Source organism: Bacillus cereus group sp. MYBKT111-2 (assembly GCF_051915205.1).
Lineage (GTDB): Bacteria > Bacillota > Bacilli > Bacillales > Bacillaceae_G > Bacillus_A > Bacillus_A paranthracis.
Map to the genome: position 1 here is coordinate 434,134 of NZ_JBQAEG010000003.1, position 20,511 is coordinate 454,644.

Consider the following 20,511-nt stretch of genomic DNA (forward strand, 5'->3'; position numbering starts at 1 on the left):
GGTATTGGCGATTAATTCACTAAATCCCTCTTTTACGATTCAATACTATTCGAAGCTAACGTATTCAAATTATTTTCAGCTTGTAAAATTCTCTGTTTTTCCTTTTCAAATACCTCTTCTTCTTGTCGAAATAACTCTTTTCGATTGTTAATCATGCGCTCCATTTCTTTTTTACTCGGCCCACCGTATACATTTCTTTTTTGTATAAAAGCTTCTGGCGATATAATTTCTTTCCACTCTTTTTCTAATAAAGTTATATTAAATTTTTCTTGTAAGTACATATTCACATCTTTCAAATGTAATTCATGAAGCTCCTTTTTCTGCTCCAATAACATATTTGCAATAGCACTCGCTGCATGATGCGCATGCCGAAATGGAATGTCATAGTTTTTTGTTAAAGCATCTGCGAAATCAGTTATCGTAATTGCATGTTTATAGGAACGATTTTTCAACGTTTCTTCCTCAACCTTCATCGTTCGAATAACTGCATTCATAATAGAAAAAACACGAATAGTCTTTTCAATCCCTTTATATAAGTATGGCTGCAAGTCATCCTCTGTATCAACAATATCACCAAATGGTGTATTATGAATCATTTGAAATACTGTAAATGCTTCTCCTAAAGCACTACTCGTAATTGCACGGGCGTGTTCAATGGAAACTGGATTTCGCTTTTGCGGCATAATACTACTAATTTGCACATATGGCTTCGCCACAGTAATACCATCATATTCTTTCGTCGCTAATAGTAAGAAGTCATGGATCCATCTGCTCGTATTCGTCATCATTACCATAAGTAAAGAGCTAACTTCTAATAAATAATCCGCTCCAGCAACAGCATCATATGAGTTCTCAATTACATTTGTAAACCCAAGTAACTCGGCAACTCGCTCTCGTTTAATTGGGAAACTTGTTGTAGCTAGCGCAGCGGCTCCCATTGGGGACTGATTTAAAAGTTTGTACGTTTTTTTCATGCGTTCTAAATCTCTCTGCATCGTATCATAAATCGCTAACGTATAATGACCAAATGTCGTTGGCTGCGCTGGTTGTGTATGGGTATAAGCTGGCATAATCGTTTCCTTATGATCAGCAGCAAGTTGCAATATACTCTCTTGCAATAACAAATGATGTTCCATTAATCGTAATACATACCGTCTTAAACTCATGCGATACATCGTTACACCCATATCATTTCTACTTCTACCAATATGCATATTACTTACAAAATTGCTTTTTGCTTCTTGAGAAATTAAATGTTCCACTAAAAAAAAGAGATCTTCATGCTGCTCTGTATAGAGCAATTGCTCTTCTGGCATTCCCTCTACCTTTTTTAACGCGTGTAATATAACTTTAGCTTCTTCCTTTTTCATTAAATTTTCTTCCATCAGCATCGTAATATGCGCTTTATGCACTTGAAACATATCTTTCAATAAGTAATTTCGTTGAAAATTAAATACATGTTGTAATACACAATCCACATATGTTTTCCCAGGGAAATCAGCGCCTTCACTCTTTATAAACTCTTCTTTACTTTGTTTCATCACCTTTTCCCCTTTCACCTAAGTATTACTACCCATCATACCCAGAGATAGCAAAAAAGTGCTTGTACACAAAAATAAACTCGGTGCTCTCTGCACCGAGTTTATTTAATAAAAGTCGCATCATACTTATCACTTTGCAACACTTGGAAATGCAAGTTTGCTAAATGTTTCCGTATTTCTGCACTGTCGTCCTCATTTAAATTATTTGCTAAAAACACTATTTCTGTACAGTTCCCCCGTTTATCCATCGCATAAACTGCTTTTGTAACTGTCCATGGAGTATAGCCGTTTTTTTGCCCTGCATGTCTAAATGTTTTACGGTATTTCTTAGCGCTCATATCTGTTTCAACGATGTTAGCCCATACTTTTTCTTCTGCTTCTGTCAGTCCACCCTTATGATTTGCCTTTTGAAGCAGTACCATATAATCGTTTGCAGAAGCAGCTGGCAATCGATCTGACCAAATTTTATCGTAACGTTCCTCTAAATAAAGAGGAATTTCCTTCTGTAATAATGGTCCCTTCTTTTTTAAGCGCTCATGAATAATCATCGCATATTGACGATATTGCTCTTGAGACATTTCTTTTAACTTTTTCTCTATTTTATATTTCGGAACGTGTAGTTCTTTATGCAAATATCCTGGAATGTATAAAGATGAAACGATTGGAAATAGCGGCTGATGTGCTGGAAGCGATAAACTTTGTAAATTCCGATTAATATTATCTAATCCTAACACTTCCATTAAATATTCAGCATTCGCATTCGAACTAAACTTAACCATTCCTTTTGCCACTTCTTCTAAAGAAATCGCTCCTTCAGTTATCTTACCTGTCTTCTCCAAATACCTTTGCCATCTATCTTGCGCACCACCATCTGTATTCGGTACATAATAACGATTCACATCATTTATGGAAACAAAACTAGACGAATCAATTTTCCCTTCCGTAACTTGTTTCGTAAATTCAAGCGCCACAATTAATTTCATTGTACTAGCAACTGGCAATACAACATTCGGATTTACAGAATAAACGACTTTATCATTTCTTTTTACTAGAAGCGCGCTATTTTTTTCATCTTTATGTTCTTCAATAAAGGATGCGATATACTGCGCATCATCATTATTCGAACTCCAAACTTTTTCCACTAAAAAATTACCCGATATTAGCAAAACGAAAATACCCACAATCACTGCGCATACTATAGTTTTTTTCAAGTAAAATTCCTCTCCTATTGTGTAGCTCTTCTCTATCTATCTCTTACAAACAAAATAATGGAGATGATTATTTTAGTAATCATCTCCATTATTTTAACTTGTATTCTCCCATTATGTCTACGTCATAATTTTAACGAAATCTTCGAGGAATTTTTTATAGTGTAACGACCAACCAATTCGAACCCAATTCTTTAAAGCTTTTGCATCAGGTTGAGGACGAAAATCAGCAATACTCTCTCCTTTTGCAATCCCTACTGTATCTACATCGACACGGCGGTATACATAGTCCAAAATAGAGGGATTTGCCGCAACCATCATTGTAACGACGTCATGTACTGGACTCCCTGTTATTTTCGGATTTAATTTTCTATAAGCTTTATAATAATACGTAAAAATCGGTTCAATTAATTTATTAAAACTCGTTTTAGAATGTTTCGTAATGTACTTTACCATCTCTGGCGTAATTATAGCTTCAGATGTAACATTAAGCGGCACCAATGTCACATTCTTGGCATTTTGCATGACTAATTGTGACGCAATAGGATCACCATGAAAATTCGCTTCTGCGACTGGTGTCACATTGCCAGGCATTAAAAAAGCACCGCCCATTATATAATATTCCTTCACATACTTCATCAATGGTTTTTCTAAAATAAATGCTGTCGCAAGTGTCGTTGACCTACCAGCATCAACTATAATTAATTCTCCTTTATATTTTTCAAGTATGTCAAAAAACTCACAAAAAGGCTTTATATTTGGAGAAAGATTTTTTGGCGGTCGAATTGGTCCTAAACCTTCCGCCCCATGAATTTCTGGATAATACGTTGTAATATCTCCAGATAAAGGGATTTTCGCACCATTAATAACAGGTATGTCTTCCCGCCCTGCCAGTTGCAATAAATATGCCGCATTACTTGTCGCCTTTTCTTGCGTTACATTTCCATATCCAGTTACTACACCAACAATATCAATATCAGGATGTAACAATCCATACATAATTGCTAAAGAGTCATCAATTCCCGGGTCTCCTAAAAACAATACTTTTTTCATCACCCTCAACTCCATCCCCTCAATTGTTATTAATTTATGAATATTCACAGGATTACAGAATAAAAAGAACAAATTTATACGAAAAAACGCAGTCCTCTAAGGACTACGTTCTCTCACTAACCTATACTGTTTTCTTTACAGCGCTCATACTTCCAACGATATAAGCGATAAACGCAAAACAAATTGGGAAGACAACTGTATGTATACCGAACGGATTTGGATAGAAAAGATGGATACACATATATGAGCTTACCCCAACTAAAATAGATGCAAGCGCTCCTGTTGCATTTCCTTTCCTCCAATATAATCCTAATACGATTGGCCAAATGAATGCTGCTTCTAATCCACCGAAAGAAAATAAATTTAACCATATTAAAAAATCAGGTGGTTTAATTGCTGCTGCATAAACGAGCAGTCCTACGATAGCAGTAATCCATAAACTTCCTTTTCTAATCGTACTATCTGCCGCATCTTTATTTATGTAATTTACGTATATATCTTTAATGATTGATGAACTTACAAGTAGCAATAACGAGTTTACTGTAGACATAATCGCTGCCATTGGTGCAGCTAAGAAAACCCCAGCTAACCAAGGTGGCAACACTTCCATCGCGAGTAGCGGCATTACTTTATCTGGTACCGTTATACCTGGAAGTACGACTCGTGCGAACACACCCGTTAAATGCATACCAATCATAATTGTACCGACAACAATCGTACCAATTATTAACGCTTGATGCATCGCTTTTGAATTTTTATAAGACATGGCACGCACACTAATTTGCGGTAAACCGACAACGCCAATTCCAATTAAAATCCAAAATGATGTCACATATGATTTCGTTAAACTACCATCCGCTCCGAATGGTGTAATTAAATTCGGATTGATTTGAACAAGTTCCTGCATAATCTTTTCAATTCCACCACCGGCAACGACAGTAGCGATTAAAATGATTGTCGTTCCAACTAACATAATGATACCTAATAACGTATCTGATAAAGCAACTGCACGAAAGCCACCAATTAATACGTACACAAGTACAGAAAAAGTAAATAAAAATAGTGCTGTTGTATAAGAGAGACCCGTTAGCGACTCAATTAATCGGCCACCGCCGACCCACTGAGCTACTGTTGCTGAAAATAAAAAGATAATAATACATAACGCAGAAAGTATGACAACTGCTTTATTATTGTATCTTCCCTTTAAATAATCGATAAGAGTAATAGCTTCCATCTTCCTAGCAATAATGGCAAACTTTTTACCGATAACTGTTAAAACGATATACCCTGTTACAACTTGAATCGCAGATAACAATACCCATCCAAGCCCCATATTGTATGCTATACCAGGGCCACCAATGAAGCTACTAGCACTACCGTACGTAGCAATCATTGTCATTGCTAATAATAAACCACCGAGCTCACGCCCACCTAAAAAATATTCTTGCAAAAATTTATTATGGGCAGTCGCTTGTACACGTCTTGAAGCATATACACCAATTAAAAATACAACGATAAACGAAATTATCATTGGAATGATTACATACCAATTCATCTATTATTCCTCACTTTTTTCTTCCTCATCGAGTGAAATATCTTGAAATACAAAACGAACAACTAAACTAAGTAAAATAACCATAACGATAAATCCAACGATACAGCTATAAAAAAACCATGCTGGAAAACCAAATACATATGTATATTCACTTGGATTTTTACTACCAAGCCCATAAGCAAATCCGTACCATATTATAAAATTGATAATAGCAAGTCCAAGACCAATTAACGCTTCTCTATGGGCGATTCGAAAGCGTGGATCATCATGATAATTCTTCATTTTTCTCCCTCCTCTCACGATGTATTATTGTACCATTGTTCTTCTAGTTTTTCCTACTAGAAAGCAAAAACAAGCAGGATTTTTTATAATCATATAGAAGACTTTCTTACATTACATATTTTTTACAATTGTAACACAAATGAAATTTGAATTTTCAGTATTTGTTAATTATGATTTTAATTAGAGGCTTTCCATCTAGTTTCCACATCCTTGATTTCGGAATAAACGCCGTCTCGTACTGCGTTTACATTATATTTTCAAGGGGGTTATACAATGAGTCAACTAGCTGTAAATCTTCATGAAAAGGTAGAAAAGTTTCTTCAAGGTACAAAAAAGTTATATGTGAATGGATCCTTCATTGAAAGCGCTTCCGGTAAAACATTTAACACACCTAACCCAGCAACTGGCGAAACACTTGCCGTCGTTTCTGAAGCTGGTCGCGAAGATATTCATAAAGCTGTCGTTGCAGCTCGCATGGCTTTTGACGAAGGTCCTTGGTCTCGCATGAGCACTGCTGAGCGAAGCCGGCTTATGTACAAGTTAGCTGATTTAATGGAAGAACATAAAGAAGAGCTTGCACAGCTTGAAACGTTAGATAACGGAAAGCCAATCCGTGAAACAATGGCAGCAGACATACCACTTGCAATTGAGCATATGCGCTATTATGCTGGCTGGGCGACGAAAATCGTTGGTCAAACAATCCCTGTTTCCGGTGATTACTTTAACTATACACGTCATGAAGCTGTTGGTGTCGTTGGTCAAATTATCCCTTGGAACTTCCCACTTCTTATGGCAATGTGGAAAATGGGAGCAGCGCTTGCTACAGGATGTACAATCGTTTTAAAACCTGCAGAACAAACTCCACTATCTGCCTTATACTTAGCTGAATTAATTGAAGAAGCTGGATTCCCGAAAGGTGTTATTAATATCGTTCCTGGATTCGGTGAATCAGCTGGACAAGCTCTTGTTAATCATCCACTCGTTGATAAAATTGCATTTACTGGTTCTACTCCAGTCGGTAAGCAAATTATGCGCCAAGCATCTTGATAGTTATAGGTACGTTTTTTCTTGGTCACTTTTAATTTCCCCTTGTGCCTCATAGGTTATTTACATTTCGCCCAACACCTATTGGTCGAAATAGATTGTTAACCCCTTCTAAAACCTCTATTTTTAACTCACTTTTAAGTACAAATACACATATACTATTATTGGACTGGGCATCCTGTATTTCGTTGAGATGCTCCGCATATACTGTTACTGGGTGCATCCAGCATTTTGTTAGGAAACTCTTTACTGGTAACGCATATACTGTTACTGGGTGGAGTCCTGCATAACACTGAGACATTTTTTACTAGGAGGGACTTTTATGTTTGAAGAAAAAGAAAATGAAGAACAAGACGAGATAGAAGAACTTAAAACATTTACGATTTCAGACTATGTAAAACTACGGCGCGAACAACGAAAACAAGAACAAGCAGAGTTCGAAGCAAAACTAAAAGTCCTCCAAGAAAAAACAGATAGACTCAAACGAGAATTAGGATACAAAGATCGAAATCAAAAAACCTCCGAATGAAACTCTTCGAAGGCGTTTTGATTCTTTTTTATGTTATTTTCTAAACTTACTTGCAAACGAAGACTTTACTGGCTTCTTATCGATTGGAAGAACCTTCGGCCCTTCTTGTACCTCTTCCTTCTCTTTAAACCCCTCTAGGAAAGCCGTAGGCTGTTCAAATGCTGTTTTCATGGCATAGTCCACTTTTTGGTTTACTTCTTCGTTAGCATGTCCCATGAGCGTTCTATACAGTCTATATACCACACCTTGTAGCTTGTCCTTACTTTCTTTTTCTTTTTTCAGATTGTCTTTCAGCTCATTGTGACTTTCTTGCAGTTTAGACAAATCTTTCTGTAATTTCTTCTCTCTGTCTAATGACTCATGAAATTGCTTTTCCATGAAGAGTAAATGCTTTAACAGATCGTCTTTATCTTTATATCTTTTATTGACCAAATCTACTACATTTGGCACTTTTACTTCTTTTCCGTTGGACACAGTTATGGTTTCACTAAAAACCTCATTTGCTTTTTCTACTTCCATTCGACCGAGACGACCTTCTTTTCTCCAAAATGCATCAGAGGTAGAAGCTGATATGACTCCTTGTTCATGAAGTTCATTCGCATAACGGTGAATCTCTGAAAAGCTAATATTCCCCATACCTTGTACATTTTCTCTAAACATCAAGATTACTTTTCGCACTTCTTCCTCAGTTAATTTTGATTTACGCCCCACTCTTTTAGTCATGTAACATTCTCCCTTCTTCCATTCCCTCTAACTTAGAACCTAGTAATGCCATTTTGTATATGTCACTCTGAATTTTATTTGCTTTCGTTTTTATCTTCGTTAACATTTCTGGATTTCTTCTTGATAGTTCGTCTTGTAGAAATTGTTTATTTAGGTTTTGTAGTGCTACTGTCATTTCATTTACATTGCTTTTCAATTCAAATATTTCCTTTTGAATTGTTTCTTTCTTTTCTAGGTACTCCTCTAGTGTGATTCCCCAGTGTGAACAGAAATAACAACGCTTTGATTCACATTTTTGTTCTTCATCTTTACAAAACCCTATTTTCATTTTGCGTTTAAAAGATTCTTCACTTGCATAAGCTTTCAGCTTTATTTCATCAAGAACATTCCCCACTTGTTTATTTGAGAGACTAGTATTTTTCACTTTTTTCATTAGCTTAAACACTTCACAATCCACCCAGTACTCTTTATGATTACTGTAATGTAATTGCGTTTGGATTGTTTTGTGTCCCCCTAGACGCGCAATTTCAACAGGGCTATACCCTTGCATCATTAACGAGACGAATGCTATATGTCTTGTATCATTCGTTCTAAGGTAATGTTCTTTTTCTATTTTAAAACCATAAACTTGTTCAATTGTTCTATAAAATCTTGGAATCAATGTTTCTAGGTTTCGTATATTAAATTGACTTGAATTTCTTTTCATATATCCTCGATTGTCATTAACAACACTCAAAATTGAACGATATGAAATCAGAGTATCTGTTTTTCCATACTGATTCGTTAAATCGATATAACGATTAATCAATTGATGCATTTCTTCGTCTACCGATACTTTGTCCATAATTTGTACTCTTCTTGCATTCTGTTTAATTCGCGGCAATTGTATATAAAATTTATCTCCGTCTACAACCAAGCAATCTCGTCCAATTAAACAAAACTCTGAAGCACGAAGTGGAATTATCGTTGTTAACCTCCACCATATTACCAGTGGATACACCGTCAGTAATTCCTTATCAAAATTTTCTTGATCTACAAATCTTTCCATCAAGGCTTCAAAATGTTTTTCTAGATAATAAGAAAACGTTAATACATATTGTGAAGAAGGCAATTTTCTTATATTACTTTTAAGTTTAGGCATTTTGTCTTTTAATTCCACAAGTTGAGGAATATAATCATCACCTATCTCTAAGTCAGCATAATCAAAGAAATTACACAATACGTCTACAAAATCTCGTCTATAATTATGACTTAGTTCCCCAAATTCGATAAAATCTACTAAATTTTTTATTTCTGTTATTTGAAACCCTTTCGTCACTTCGAATCCATTGGAAAAATGAAGCAAACAATGAGTTGCTGTTTCTTTGTATTTATCAATAAGGTTGACAATCCAGCATTTCACAATCGTTTTAAATTCTTTTGGTAATTTATGATTAAATTGTGCAGAATCAAATTGACTAAAGTTATAACTGTTGTAACTTTCACTATATAAAAGTCTACTAACTACCCAATGATCGTCTTCAAATTCACCACGAAGCCAACGATTTTCTTTTTCTAATTTTTCTACAATTTCTTTAGCTTCAATAACGCTTCGTTTTAAATCAAATCCCTCGTCAGAAAAAACATCTATATCAAGTTCTATTTCTTTTACTGTATCCATTACAGACATAATAGTTCCCCCTGTACTACGATAAATATTTTGGATTGTATGTTAGATACATCTCAAAATCTTCACCCGTTTTTGTTTGTACTTCCCCAATCAAATCTACTAATTCGTTATATTCTTCTTTTCCTCTTTCAAAGAAATGAAATACTTCCTCTTCCCCAAACTTCTGCATGGCACGATGTAAATGGTCTAAATCCTTGTATAATACGTTCATAAGGCGTGTTTTTTCGCCTTCAAAGGTATTTGGGTCGAAATCTTTAACAAACTCCAAAATGGACGTTTTAAAACCTTCTACGAGAGAAGAGAGTGAATAAAAGTTTGGAATAGCGAATGGGCAATCCTTACAAGATTCCAAATGTGGTTTTTGACAGTTTGGAGAAACAAGACATTGGTAATTTTCTTCGTTACTTGTCAAGGCATTAACTTGCAAGTCAAACATTAAATCTGTGACCTCATCCAATCCCATACTGAAAATTTGATCCGCTACTTTTTTTCGTTCCGCTAAAGTCCTATTTATAAATCCAGCAGTTGCTTCTAGTTTATGAATACCACCAAACGTTGTTTGTAGTGCTACTATTTCTTGCGTCCTTTGATTTCTATCTTTGGTATCCCCAAGTAAAATATCAGCCATTAAATCAGGTATATAACCAAAACTTTTTCTGTCAAACAAACTCTCACTTAGTTCATCCAATTCATGTTGCGGAATCACAAGATAAATATTAGTAGTTTCAAAATTCTCGTGTGCTCTAAGTCGTTGAGCTATCTTTAACGCTGCGCTACCTTTCCCTTTTTTTACAAGAACCATATATATCAATACTAATATTGTACGATTCATTTTTCGGCTTTGAAATTGAAAATCTTTTATTTCAAAGTTTTCGAAGAAAGTATTATGTGCTTTTTTACTGAAAATATCATCTTTTATGCCAAAATCTATAATTTTTGTTTCAGTAATTTCTGACGTAATGACAAGACTTGTCCGTTTAGCAATAATCGAACAAATAACAGCCGCTGTTGCAAATGGAACAACTAACTCCTTTGGACAATTGAAACGATTAACTGCACCTGTTTTGTTTGTTGTTAAATTTTTTCGTTTGATTTGATTAATAACCGCATTCGCTTCTTCTTCTGTCAAATCTCTTGCTTTTAATGTTTCTAAAGATTCAATTCCAACCGAATTGAAATCAACCATTGGCATGTCCATTATATCTCCATGTCGCCAGGCATTGCCCAAATGAGCCAACACATATAGCCAAGCAGAAGCGTAATACGATATTCCCTTTTTAGACTTACCTGCTATAATCTTTTCTGCATCAATAATAGCTTTATGTTTATGTTCCTCTTTTTGGACATAATCATATACTTTTATGTACTCGTCATACTCATATACTTCTTTTGGTTGCTCCACAGCTTCATATTTATAAGGATTAATAATCCTATCCATATCAAATGTCTTTTTTCGTTCCTCTTTTTTCTTTAAATACACAACCAGCTTCGCATGAAACTCTTTTAAGAAACTATATAAATATTGTTGTGTTGCCACCCCTATTGAACTATTAAATAATTTAAGATTGATTTCATTTGAAGTGAACGAATATAATTCTTTTTCTAGCGTTAAGTTTGCTAAAAGTTCCGTACAATCAACATAAGTTCTTATTAAAGTTCTCCTAGACTTTTTAGTACTTGTGGATAGCGATAACTTTTCTTTGCAATATGAATACCATTCTCGTTCTGTATATGGACTATTTCCAGAAAAAGAAATTTCTCTCAATTCCAACCATTCCTCAAATGCTTTTATTGATGTTTTTTCCAAAAGAATTCTTTTTATTTTATCTTGCATATCAAGCTTGTTTTTATATTCTCGTACTTCTTCCACTGAGTAAACATATTCTGCTATCGTTCGAAAAACATACCTTATAAGGGCAGTTGTTTTTATTGGTGTGAATGTTTCCGTATGCTTTCTAACTTTCACACCACAAACTTCTTTAATTTTACTTGCAGAACAGTATTTTTCTTTGATTTCCTCCATCTTTTCAACAAGTCCATCAATAACCTTTTTGGAGTAATAAACCTTCTTACTACTTAATTTTAATGGTTCTATTCCTTCCTCATCAGCAATAGACCGAAATACATGCCCTGTCATTCCATGAACAGCCTGTGCTTCCTCTAACGTATAATAATCTTCTAGGTTCTCATTAAACATTTCAAAACATTTAACATCCTCTACTCGATAATACGAAACCTCTCTAGTAAGACGTATTTTTTTTAGATTGTACCGTCTATCTACGATATCAAATTGCATATGATTTATATTGTATTTTTTTGCTATTTCAGCGTTACTTATATGAGTTTCAACAAAATGAAGAAATTGCTCTTTATTCACATATAAAAAGGCTTTATTGAATCCTTTTTCTAAATATTTATACTGAATTTTTTCTGAATTACAAAGAGTAATTATTTGATTTATCTTTTTTCTACCCGCTTCACTATTCCCCGTAAGCGTTATTTTATATCCAAGTATTTTAGCAACTTCTTTTTCAGATAAATAATTTTTTTCCATGTCTTCTATTTTGGTCATCAAATTATCTAATTCACTTACATTAAAAAAAGTTGAATTCATTCCATTATCTGCTCTACCTTCTTTTGTAGTAAGGTGTCCTTCTTTAATCCAATGTTTGAAACCATGATTGTGTTTTGAAATCTTCCCATATTTTCCACATTTAATTGCTTTTGTTTTTGTAATCCATCCTTGTTCCACTAATTCCCCCGCCTTATAATTTTATAATTTTTTCTTCCATTTCTTCACTTGTTCATAATCAATAACCCCTAATTTTTCAGTAGGGTATTTTTTAAACTCATCTACAGCCTGTTGAATTTGTTCTGTTGTGAGCGTTTGGTCAATGTATGACATAGCAGAAGACAGATTTCGATCACCACGCGCAATCGCTAACTGTGTAGGGGTAAATCCCATATCAATTAGCATGTTTGTGAACACTCCTCGACCAATATGTGTTGACCAAAACGTATCCGCTAAAAGGTCATAATCTTTATGTCCCATTAACGATTCAAGAAATACCTTTTTCACTTTCTGAAAACGTCGATCATACACTTTTCCTGACATTGTTTCTCCGTCACCGTCAAGGAACAAAGCACTATGATTCTTACACTTCCCACTCTTAATCATGTAATCTAGTCTTTTTTGATGTTTTCGATATACTTCCCAAACAAGATCATTATCTAAAATCGTTTGCCGACACATATCTGTTTGTAAATAGTTCAATCTTTTTGGGTTCTCCGTTTTCGTGTCCTTTAGACGAGAAAAGAATTTGTTACGATTATCTTTGACTTGGACTTCCATTGATTCGCCTTCGCTTACAATCAAATCCCCTCTAGAAACATTAACAACTTCCCCTCTTCTCAATCCTCCAAAAAACTGAAAACACAGTCCTAAAGCTATATCTTCTGCAACGTCCATAGCTGTTTGAATGAAGTGGGTTGTTAATTGTTTTCGATCTTCTCCAAAATCCTTTAGCTTTGCCACTTTTCTTTTACTTGTTTCTCGTGAAGGAAATCTTGTTCCTAATGCTGGTTCTCTAAATATTGAACGATAAATAGTATCACCATTAAAATTCTTTTTCCCCTCTAAAGGAAAAGCTTCTTCTATCCAATTCATTTTTTTCAAAAACACATAAAATGCCGAAAGGTATTTCTCATAATATTCTACTGTTGTTTTTTGCAATCCCTCCAGGGAACAATGTGTCAGATATTGACTACCATGTTTGCGTTCTAATCCATTTATCCCCTTACCTTTCATATCCACAAACTCTTCATGTCCCTCTTCAATCTTTTGTAGACAAAAATTCAAGAAACGACATACTACCCTTGCAGGTGCATCAGAACTATTTAATGATCTTCCATAAAACTCGTACTGTCTTTTTATGAACTCTGTTATAGGATGTGGATATACAATACCTGTACTTTCTTCTAGCACACTTATTGTAATCACTTTTATATTTCTCATTTTCCCTCTAATCATTTCATTTACAGTAGTTTCTTTACTCACAAATTTATAATCCATTACTTCATTCACTTCCCCTTATTCATAAAAGAAATTCTCCCTATGTACTCTCTTTTATTTTTGTTTAATATGATTACTTTTACCACTTTCTTTTCTCTGAAATAACACCTAACTCTATCTTATTTTATTACTCCTATTTTGTCCAATAAAATGTATATTGGGCTATTTTAAAAATACCCCTTTATTCCTTTTATATCAATACTTCTTTTATCCTCTTTTAAATATATTTTGTATTGTGACCAATAACGTGTATATAAGAAACATTAAAGCGTGTTACACTTGAGTTAGGCGGTAAATCACCAAATATCATCTTGCCAGATGCTGATTTATCTCGCGCGATTCCTGGTGCACTTTCTGGTGTTATGTTTAACCAAGGACAAGTATGCTCTGCTGGATCACGTTTATTTGTTCCGAAGAAAATGTATGATAATGTCATGGCTGACCTTGTCCTTTACTCTAAAAAATTAAATCAAGGTGCTGGCTTAAGTCCAGAAACTACAATCGGTCCTCTCGTTTCCGAAGAACAACAAAAACGTGTAATGGGCTACATCGAAAAAGGGATTGAAGAAGGTGCTGAAGTACTTTGCGGAGGAAGTAATCCATTTGATCAAGGCTACTTCGTTTCTCCTACAGTATTCGCTGACGTAAATGATGAAATGACGATTGCAAAAGAAGAAATTTTCGGTCCAGTTATTTCTGCTATACCGTTTAACGATATTGATGAAGTAATTGAACGTGCAAATAAATCACAATTCGGCTTAGCAGCTGGTGTGTGGACAGAAAATGTTAAAACAGCACACTACGTTGCAAGTAAAGTACGTGCTGGTACAGTATGGGTAAACTGTTATAACGTCTTTGATGCAGCATCTCCATTTGGAGGATTTAAACAATCCGGTCTTGGTCGTGAAATGGGATCTTATGCATTAAATAACTATACAGAAGTGAAGAGCGTTTGGCTTAACTTAAATTAAAGAGAAAGAACCTGACCTATCCGGTCAGGTTCTTTTCATTATGTATGTCTTTAAACTTGCAGCCCCCCGCTCACATTTAATACTTCTCCTGTAATATAGGATGCGTATTCTGATGCTAAGAAGGCAGCTGCGTTCGCAATATCTTCTGGCGTTCCAATTCTACCAACCGGAATCGCGCCGACCATCTTTTCTTTCACTTTATCTGGTATCGTTTTTGTCATATCTGTATCCATAAATCCTGGGCAAATCGCATTACACGTAATACCGAAATTTCCAACTTCTTTCGCTGCCGTTTTCGTTAAACCTACAACGCCTGCCTTCGTAGCTGCATAGTTTGCTTGACCTATGTTTCCTTCTCTACTAATTGAAGATATATTAATAATACGTCCATACCCTTGTTGTCTCATGTAAAGCAGCGCTGGTTGCATACAATAAAAAACTCCAGTTAAGTTCACTTGTAATACTTGTTCCCAAGCAGACTTCTCCATTTTATGTAACATTGCATCCCTTGTAATCCCAGCGTTATTCACCAAAATATGTAATGTTCCGAATTTTTGAACCGCATATTCAATTAACGACTTTGCTTCATTTTGATTACTCACATCACATCGATATAAGCTCACTTCATATCCTTCATCCAAGAACTCACGTGTCGTTTTTTGTAATTTCTCTTCATTTACATCGCTAATTAATACTTTCGCCCCTAGTTTTGCATACACCCTTGCAATCTCTTTTCCAATTCCCTGTGCAGCTCCTGTTACAACAGCTGTTTTCCCGTTTAAAAACTCCATACCTATCCCCCATTTCTATTACTTATACTGTATATTTCGGCTTTTTACTTTCCAATTCCTCTTTGTATAAAAAAGTCTATTTGTGTCAAACTAACTTTGCAACGTCGCATAAAGTGAAACTTTAATCAGTGGGGATTTTCTTCATCCCCACTGATTATCAGCCCTCACCAATCGGACTTTTATGGGCAGCCCGCCCCCCTAACTTCTTTGCTTTCACTGAATTTTAAGGTGGGGGTCTTACTGCCCATTAAAGCGGGATAAAGTGCAAGGAGATTGTGTCGAATGAACAAAAAAAATTTCAAACAAAACAAAGCTACTGATGGCATTGATGTAGAGTTCTCTCGTGAACTTGCTGACCACAATGACTTAGAAGCAAACGCACGTGCAAATGCCGCTGATGCACGTCAAAAACGCCAGTCAACAGAAAAATAAGGAAGCACAACCTTATTCTTTTCAACAGGGACCTACTACCCAACAAAATAAACCGAGAGATATCTCTCGGTTTATTTTCTATATTTTTTTGTATAATGTGCCAAAGTAAGTAGGGGATATATATGAGCGTAGCTATGATATCTAATATAAAACGCACCTGGTAAACCTGTTCCAGTAGGATATCTTTCATTCACATAAGGATTCGCAAGCAAATATAAAATGCCTTTTCGAATAGCTGGCGTTTCTGTATCATAGTAAGAAATGAGAGCATCTAACGCCCATGCTGTTTGAGATGGTGTACTAAATGGTAAAGTAATGAACCTTTTCTCCATACTACTGTGGCAGGATTCTCCCCATCCACCATCTTCATGCTGTATATGTTCAAGCCATAAAGCTGCTCGTTTCAATGATGGATTGTTAGATGGAATTCCGAGTGACCGTAAACCTGTCATAACAGCCCACGTACCATATATATAACAAATCCCCCATTTCCCATACCATGATCCATTTTCCTCTTGTGCATTCATTAACCAATTTATCGCACTTTGTTTTTGTTTCTCAGGTAATTCATTTTGCGTATATGTCCCGAAAAGCTCTAACACTCTTCCTGTAATATCTGGTGTGGAAGGATCTGTAATCATATCACTTGCATTTTCGATTGGTAAATTTGCTAATAATTTGCTCGTCACACCTTTTTCAAACGCTCCCCAGCCCCCATCATTATTTTGTAATCCTTTAACCCAATCAATCCCTTTCTGCCAAGCATTATTTACCTTTTCATTCTCTCTACTTCTTGCCAACACTCTTAGTACAGCGGTTGTATCATCAACATCTGGAACTGTCGTATTTACATCCGAAAAACCCCAACCGCCAGGAGTAAGTGCGGGAGCATGTACGCTCCAATCAGCTTTTTTTGTATGCTGTTTTTTTAATAAATATGTTATTGTCTGTTGAATCATCTTGTGATCTTTCGGAACGTGTGCCTCTTGTAACGCATAGCTGAGTAAAGCCGTATCCCATACAGTTGAAGGAGAGTTTTGCAAGTGACTCCCTCTTTCCATCTTCCATATATAAGATGTTATACCAGCTATAGCCTTTTGAATCAGTGATGATTGAAGAGAATGCCCTAACGCAAGTAAAGCATAAATCATATAAAACGAGGCAGTTGCGTAACTATATAACGTTCCATTTTCATCAATACGCTCTTTCATGAAACGTTCGACTTCCTCATATCCTTTATGATGTAACGAAAGTGGATACGAGATAATTTGTTTTACATCACTTAATAACGTTTGAAACAAAGGAGACCGATCCTCCCGAAACCATTCTCCGCCCCCGCCCGCAATGTGATTTAAATTTGGCAATAACTTTTTCCCTACTCGAAATCTTTTATTTAAACACACCATCATCGGAATTAAATGGATACGTGCTGAGCTACTCAATTCAAATATACTGAGGGGGGAATCATTCTGTAGAAACATGATTGGTGTTGGTACATGAAAGAGTGAAGGATATTCATATTCTCCATGAATTGCTAATAAAAACTTTGTCATAAAATGAGCACGCGCCACGCCTCCGCGTTCCTTAATGAAATTTTCCGCTCGCTTCATATTCGCATCTTCTTTTGTATATTTTTGCGAAGCAAGTAAGGCGGCATAAGATTGAATGGTAGCTGATAAATTACCTCCCACTTCATCTTCATACAATTTCCACGTTCCTTCATTTGTTTGAAGTGATGCTAACCTTTTTACAAACGGTTCTATCTCTTTATCTCTACCTAATAATTTTAATAAAAAAATCATATGGCAATCTGTTAATGGAGCTCCTTCAAAACAAAATCGCCACGTACCATCTTGCCATTGCATTGTTTGAAGTGCAGTTGCTCTTCTCGCTATTTCTTCATGCACTTTTTCATATAATAACAAGTTACTCACCCACCCTTTCGAAATCCGTATAACGATATTCAAGAAAGTAGCTGAATATGTATGAATACAAAGAAAAGCAGAACATATAAGATGCTCTGCTTATAAACAATATCCTACTCCGACAATAATCCCTAATAAAGCACCAACTACTACTTCATACGGCGTATGCCCGACAAGTTCATTTAATTTCTTATATTCTGTTTGTCTACCGTGAAAAAACTCATTCAATATTTTCGCCTGTTTACTTACTGCAAGCCTTACTCCTGAAGCGTCATACATAACTATAATGGCAAAAATAGCAGCAATTGCAAATAAAGTACTTTCCACACCTTCCACAACGCCAACACCTGTCGCCAGTGCTGTAACAGTTGAAGCATGAGAACTTGGCATCCCACCTGAAGCGAAAAACTTTGCAAAATCAAATTCACCCGTTTTAAATAATTTAAAGACTACTTTCGTTAATTGTGCTAAAAACCATGAAATTACAGCGGCCATAAGCGGATCGTTATGTAAAATCGTTTCCACGTTCTCAGCTCCCTACTAGCTATAATGGAAATCCTATAGTATCAGTATAAAGAAAAATGCGTAGAAAATACTACGCATTACGATACTTTTGCTGATTTATTTTTTATAAATTTCGGTTGTTTCTGCACCAAGAACTTTGTTTTCGCTACCGAGAATACAACTAATGCAACCCATATACAGAAAAATGCAATCATATGAGTAGATGTGAAATGTTCACCAAATACGAATACACCTAAAATCAAACTAATTGTTGGTGCAATATATTGTAAAAACCCTACCATATAAAGCGGAATAAGTTGGGCTCCTTTTGCAAAATAAAAAAGTGGCAATGCTGTAACAATGCCCGCCCCTATTAATAGTAATGTCGATAACATTGAAATCGAGCCAAATGAGCCGAAACCATGTACTCCTGTCATTACTAAATAAATAATCGCAAACGGCGTCACTAACATCGTTTCCATCGTAAGTCCAATTGTCGCATCATAGTTTAACAATTTTTTCGTTAATCCATATAATCCAAATGAAAGGGCAAGTGATAAAGAAACCCACGGAATAGCCCCGAAACGTACTGTTAAAATGATAACCCCTACTCCAGCTAAACCAACTGCAACGTATTGCCAAAAGTTTAACTTTTCCTTTAAAACGACTGTACCAAGTAAAATACTAATAAGCGGATTAATATAATAGCCAAGACTTGCTTCAATGACATGATTATGATTAACGGCCCATATGTAGACAAACCAGTTTCCGCTAATCAAGACTGAAGCTATTGTTAACGACATTAATAATTTAGGTCGTTTAAAAAGATTCACGAACTCTCCAATAAACTGACGAAATCTCTTCGTAACACCTAATACGATTAACATAAACACGAATGCCCAAACGATGCGGTGTGCTAATATTTCATCTGCTGGGACTTCCTCAACCCATTTCCAATAGATTGGTAGTATTCCCCACATCGTATACGCACCAGCCGCATATATAATCCCTCTTTTTTGCTCTGCTGATTGACTCCCCATCTTCCTTTTTCTCCTCTTCTCATTTTTTCTCCATTATACGTTCCCACGTGCTCACTTTACCAATAATCAATCTGCATTTCTTTCGACATTTCTCATACAACGAATAATAAACATACCGTTATTACAACAAGTAACGGTATGCCGAAAACAAATTTCTTTTTATGAGTTTTATGATGAAACATATACATACCAATCCAAGCTCCAACTGCTCCCCCAGCTGCTGCTAATAAAAACAACGTACTTTCTGGCGTTCTCCACTGTTTCTTCTTCGCTTTCCGTTTATCAAGCCCCATAAGGCTAAAAGCTATAACATTAATAAGAATAAAATAAATCCATTTCATCGCTTTCTCTCCCTATGAAAAATTCGCTTAATGGTAACATGAAAAAACGATGGAAACAACTGAAGAACACTTTTTATTAATTCGTTACCTTCATATTTACATAGCCAATCAAAAGACTAATTATAGCTATTAAATAGAAAGATGTTATGGGCAAGATCCTTATATTTCATTCCCTTCACCCACGACCATATCATCGAAAAAACTTCTCTCAATCACTTTTTCATCAAAGTGAAGAACTACAATTAGCCCTACATATAAAGAAACGAAATGTAAAAACCATTCCCCATTATCATCCTTATTAGCTAAACATTTAAATATCTCTTGAAATTGCATACGCTCGTCTATAGCAACAACCGGTCGCACACCAAAATATTTCAATACGAAATGTAAATCAAGCTGCACGGATAAGGATAAAATATATTTTAATAACTCCGTATAATGAGCAACATTTTTTTGACTATATAGCTTCACGAGCTTTTGATGTAAATGAGCAATCGATAATTCTTCATCAGTCATTTTTGTTGCTTCTATCGTTTCAATCATCTTCTTCATATTCATTACATTTACCCCTCCTGTTACAAAACAAAAGCCAAAGCTTATTTATTTTATAATCAGCAATAATTGAGTATTTCTCGTCTCTCTTTCTTCTTCACTAACTAAGTCATACTTTTTTAGAAGATGAAAGACATCATTTAATATTTCTTGTGAGTGATTACCGTGCAAAAAATTTTTTAATCCTTTAAAAATCTCTTCAGATAAAAAACTCTTTTGACTTTCAAGTTTATTCATTACATCTTCAATAGAATGATCGATATTACACACCATAAAAAT

Annotated in this window: 18 protein-coding genes and 2 pseudogenes; 4 read left to right on the forward strand and 16 right to left on the reverse strand. The window is 35.3% G+C overall.

Annotation, left to right across the window (positions count from 1 at the left end; genetic code table 11):
• Nucleotides 1-32 precede the first annotated feature (32 nt).
• From argH to ACTFNE_RS11030, 5 genes are all read right to left on the reverse strand, one after another.
• On the reverse strand, nucleotides 33-1,541 hold the full coding sequence (gene argH, locus ACTFNE_RS11010; RefSeq protein WP_270705006.1) for an argininosuccinate lyase: 1,509 nt from the start codon (nucleotides 1,539-1,541) through the stop codon (nucleotides 33-35).
• 101 nt (nucleotides 1,542-1,642) lie between these two features.
• Nucleotides 1,643-2,752 (reverse strand): serine hydrolase, encoded by a 1,110-nt coding sequence (locus tag ACTFNE_RS11015; protein WP_270705005.1) that lies wholly within the window; start codon nucleotides 2,750-2,752, stop codon nucleotides 1,643-1,645.
• 117 nt (nucleotides 2,753-2,869) lie between these two features.
• The gene (locus ACTFNE_RS11020; RefSeq protein WP_155005152.1) at nucleotides 2,870-3,817 is read right to left on the reverse strand and encodes a nucleoside hydrolase; all 948 of its coding nucleotides are present in this window, start codon (nucleotides 3,815-3,817) and stop codon (nucleotides 2,870-2,872) included.
• 106 nt (nucleotides 3,818-3,923) lie between these two features.
• Nucleotides 3,924-5,357, reverse strand: coding sequence for a sodium/pantothenate symporter (gene panF, locus ACTFNE_RS11025; protein ID WP_001104829.1), 1,434 nt, complete (start codon nucleotides 5,355-5,357; stop codon nucleotides 3,924-3,926).
• A gap of 3 nt (nucleotides 5,358-5,360) precedes the next feature.
• On the reverse strand, nucleotides 5,361-5,639 hold the full coding sequence (locus tag ACTFNE_RS11030; RefSeq protein WP_000800722.1) for a YhdT family protein: 279 nt from the start codon (nucleotides 5,637-5,639) through the stop codon (nucleotides 5,361-5,363).
• A gap of 273 nt (nucleotides 5,640-5,912) precedes the next feature.
• Between ACTFNE_RS11030 and dhaS (ACTFNE_RS11035) the strand changes: the two are divergent.
• Nucleotides 5,913-6,683: pseudogene (dhaS, locus tag ACTFNE_RS11035) on the forward strand (aldehyde dehydrogenase DhaS); the annotation flags it as partial.
• 322 nt (nucleotides 6,684-7,005) lie between these two features.
• Entirely contained in the window at nucleotides 7,006-7,212 is a 207-nt protein-coding gene (locus ACTFNE_RS11040) for a hypothetical protein (RefSeq protein ID WP_061157477.1), read from the forward strand.
• A gap of 33 nt (nucleotides 7,213-7,245) precedes the next feature.
• Here the strand turns inward: ACTFNE_RS11040 and ACTFNE_RS11045 are convergent, their stop codons facing one another.
• Genes ACTFNE_RS11045 through ACTFNE_RS11060 form a run of 4 tightly spaced genes read right to left on the reverse strand, consistent with a single transcriptional unit; the run spans nucleotide 7,246 to nucleotide 13,676 of the window.
• A complete protein-coding gene (locus ACTFNE_RS11045) occupies nucleotides 7,246-7,935 on the reverse strand; it encodes a hypothetical protein (RefSeq protein WP_061157476.1) in 690 nt (229 codons plus the stop codon).
• Nucleotides 7,928-9,604, reverse strand: a complete 1,677-nt coding sequence (locus tag ACTFNE_RS11050; RefSeq protein WP_061157475.1) for a tyrosine-type recombinase/integrase — start codon at nucleotides 9,602-9,604, stop codon at nucleotides 7,928-7,930. The genes ACTFNE_RS11045 and ACTFNE_RS11050 overlap by 8 nt, the downstream gene beginning before the upstream one ends.
• A gap of 16 nt (nucleotides 9,605-9,620) precedes the next feature.
• Nucleotides 9,621-12,356 carry a hypothetical protein gene (locus ACTFNE_RS11055; protein ID WP_061157474.1) on the reverse strand — a complete coding sequence of 912 codons (2,736 nt, stop codon included), beginning with the start codon at nucleotides 12,354-12,356 and terminating at the stop codon, nucleotides 9,621-9,623.
• Between the two features lie 21 nt (nucleotides 12,357-12,377).
• Nucleotides 12,378-13,676 (reverse strand): hypothetical protein, encoded by a 1,299-nt coding sequence (locus ACTFNE_RS11060; RefSeq protein WP_061157473.1) that lies wholly within the window; start codon nucleotides 13,674-13,676, stop codon nucleotides 12,378-12,380.
• Nucleotides 13,677-13,933: 257 nt separating this feature from the next.
• On the opposite strand from ACTFNE_RS11060, the pseudogene dhaS (ACTFNE_RS11065) reads away from it, so the two are divergent.
• Nucleotides 13,934-14,647 (forward strand): annotated as a pseudogene (gene dhaS / locus ACTFNE_RS11065) (aldehyde dehydrogenase DhaS); the annotation flags it as partial.
• Between the two features lie 50 nt (nucleotides 14,648-14,697).
• Here the strand turns inward: dhaS (ACTFNE_RS11065) and fabG are convergent.
• A complete protein-coding gene (gene fabG / locus ACTFNE_RS11070) occupies nucleotides 14,698-15,438 on the reverse strand; it encodes a 3-oxoacyl-ACP reductase FabG (protein ID WP_000395021.1) in 741 nt (246 codons plus the stop codon).
• A 282-nt stretch (nucleotides 15,439-15,720) separates the two neighbouring features.
• On the opposite strand from fabG, the gene ACTFNE_RS11075 reads away from it, so the two are divergent.
• Nucleotides 15,721-15,870 carry a YfhD family protein gene (locus ACTFNE_RS11075; RefSeq protein WP_001035808.1) on the forward strand — a complete coding sequence of 50 codons (150 nt, stop codon included), beginning with the start codon at nucleotides 15,721-15,723 and terminating at the stop codon, nucleotides 15,868-15,870.
• 71 nt (nucleotides 15,871-15,941) lie between these two features.
• Here ACTFNE_RS11075 and ACTFNE_RS11080 read toward each other — a convergent pair whose 3' ends face one another.
• The 6 genes from ACTFNE_RS11080 to ACTFNE_RS11105 all read right to left on the reverse strand — a co-directional run bounded on the left by ACTFNE_RS11080 (nucleotide 15,942) and on the right by ACTFNE_RS11105 (nucleotide 20,505).
• The gene (locus tag ACTFNE_RS11080; RefSeq protein ID WP_046198288.1) at nucleotides 15,942-17,795 is read right to left on the reverse strand and encodes a terpene cyclase/mutase family protein; all 1,854 of its coding nucleotides are present in this window, start codon (nucleotides 17,793-17,795) and stop codon (nucleotides 15,942-15,944) included.
• A gap of 99 nt (nucleotides 17,796-17,894) precedes the next feature.
• A complete protein-coding gene (locus ACTFNE_RS11085; protein ID WP_000447815.1) occupies nucleotides 17,895-18,320 on the reverse strand; it encodes a divergent PAP2 family protein in 426 nt (141 codons plus the stop codon).
• 77 nt (nucleotides 18,321-18,397) lie between these two features.
• A complete protein-coding gene (rarD, locus tag ACTFNE_RS11090; RefSeq protein ID WP_046198287.1) occupies nucleotides 18,398-19,339 on the reverse strand; it encodes an EamA family transporter RarD in 942 nt (313 codons plus the stop codon).
• A gap of 92 nt (nucleotides 19,340-19,431) precedes the next feature.
• Nucleotides 19,432-19,680 carry a DUF1294 domain-containing protein gene (locus ACTFNE_RS11095; protein ID WP_046198286.1) on the reverse strand — a complete coding sequence of 83 codons (249 nt, stop codon included), beginning with the start codon at nucleotides 19,678-19,680 and terminating at the stop codon, nucleotides 19,432-19,434.
• A 159-nt stretch (nucleotides 19,681-19,839) separates the two neighbouring features.
• Nucleotides 19,840-20,238 (reverse strand): hypothetical protein, encoded by a 399-nt coding sequence (locus ACTFNE_RS11100; RefSeq protein ID WP_046198285.1) that lies wholly within the window; start codon nucleotides 20,236-20,238, stop codon nucleotides 19,840-19,842.
• Nucleotides 20,239-20,280: 42 nt separating this feature from the next.
• Nucleotides 20,281-20,505: a hypothetical protein gene (locus ACTFNE_RS11105; protein ID WP_046198284.1), complete on the reverse strand. Its 225-nt coding sequence runs from the start codon at nucleotides 20,503-20,505 to the stop codon at nucleotides 20,281-20,283.
• Nucleotides 20,506-20,511 lie beyond the last annotated feature (6 nt).

Excerpts from the sequence above, each read along its gene's own strand:
- ACTFNE_RS11075 (WP_001035808.1), top strand. The coding sequence starts at position 15,721 with ATGAACAAAAAAAATTTCAAACAAAACAAAGCTACTGATGGCATTGAT.
- ACTFNE_RS11030 (WP_000800722.1), bottom strand. The coding sequence starts at position 5,639 with ATGAAGAATTATCATGATGATCCACGCTTTCGAATCGCCCATAGAGAA.
- ACTFNE_RS11050 (WP_061157475.1), bottom strand. The coding sequence starts at position 9,604 with ATGTCTGTAATGGATACAGTAAAAGAAATAGAACTTGATATAGATGTT.
- ACTFNE_RS11095 (WP_046198286.1), bottom strand. The coding sequence starts at position 19,680 with ATGAAATGGATTTATTTTATTCTTATTAATGTTATAGCTTTTAGCCTT.
- rarD (WP_046198287.1), bottom strand. The coding sequence starts at position 19,339 with ATGGGGAGTCAATCAGCAGAGCAAAAAAGAGGGATTATATATGCGGCT.
- ACTFNE_RS11045 (WP_061157476.1), bottom strand. The coding sequence starts at position 7,935 with ATGACTAAAAGAGTGGGGCGTAAATCAAAATTAACTGAGGAAGAAGTG.
- ACTFNE_RS11020 (WP_155005152.1), bottom strand. The coding sequence starts at position 3,817 with ATGGAGTTGAGGGTGATGAAAAAAGTATTGTTTTTAGGAGACCCGGGA.
- fabG (WP_000395021.1), bottom strand. The coding sequence starts at position 15,438 with ATGGAGTTTTTAAACGGGAAAACAGCTGTTGTAACAGGAGCTGCACAG.
- ACTFNE_RS11060 (WP_061157473.1), bottom strand. The coding sequence starts at position 13,676 with ATGGATTATAAATTTGTGAGTAAAGAAACTACTGTAAATGAAATGATT.
- ACTFNE_RS11105 (WP_046198284.1), bottom strand. The coding sequence starts at position 20,505 with ATGGTGTGTAATATCGATCATTCTATTGAAGATGTAATGAATAAACTT.
- ACTFNE_RS11100 (WP_046198285.1), bottom strand. The coding sequence starts at position 20,238 with ATGAATATGAAGAAGATGATTGAAACGATAGAAGCAACAAAAATGACT.
- panF (WP_001104829.1), bottom strand. The coding sequence starts at position 5,357 with ATGAATTGGTATGTAATCATTCCAATGATAATTTCGTTTATCGTTGTA.
- ACTFNE_RS11040 (WP_061157477.1), top strand. The coding sequence starts at position 7,006 with ATGTTTGAAGAAAAAGAAAATGAAGAACAAGACGAGATAGAAGAACTT.
- argH (WP_270705006.1), bottom strand. The coding sequence starts at position 1,541 with ATGAAACAAAGTAAAGAAGAGTTTATAAAGAGTGAAGGCGCTGATTTC.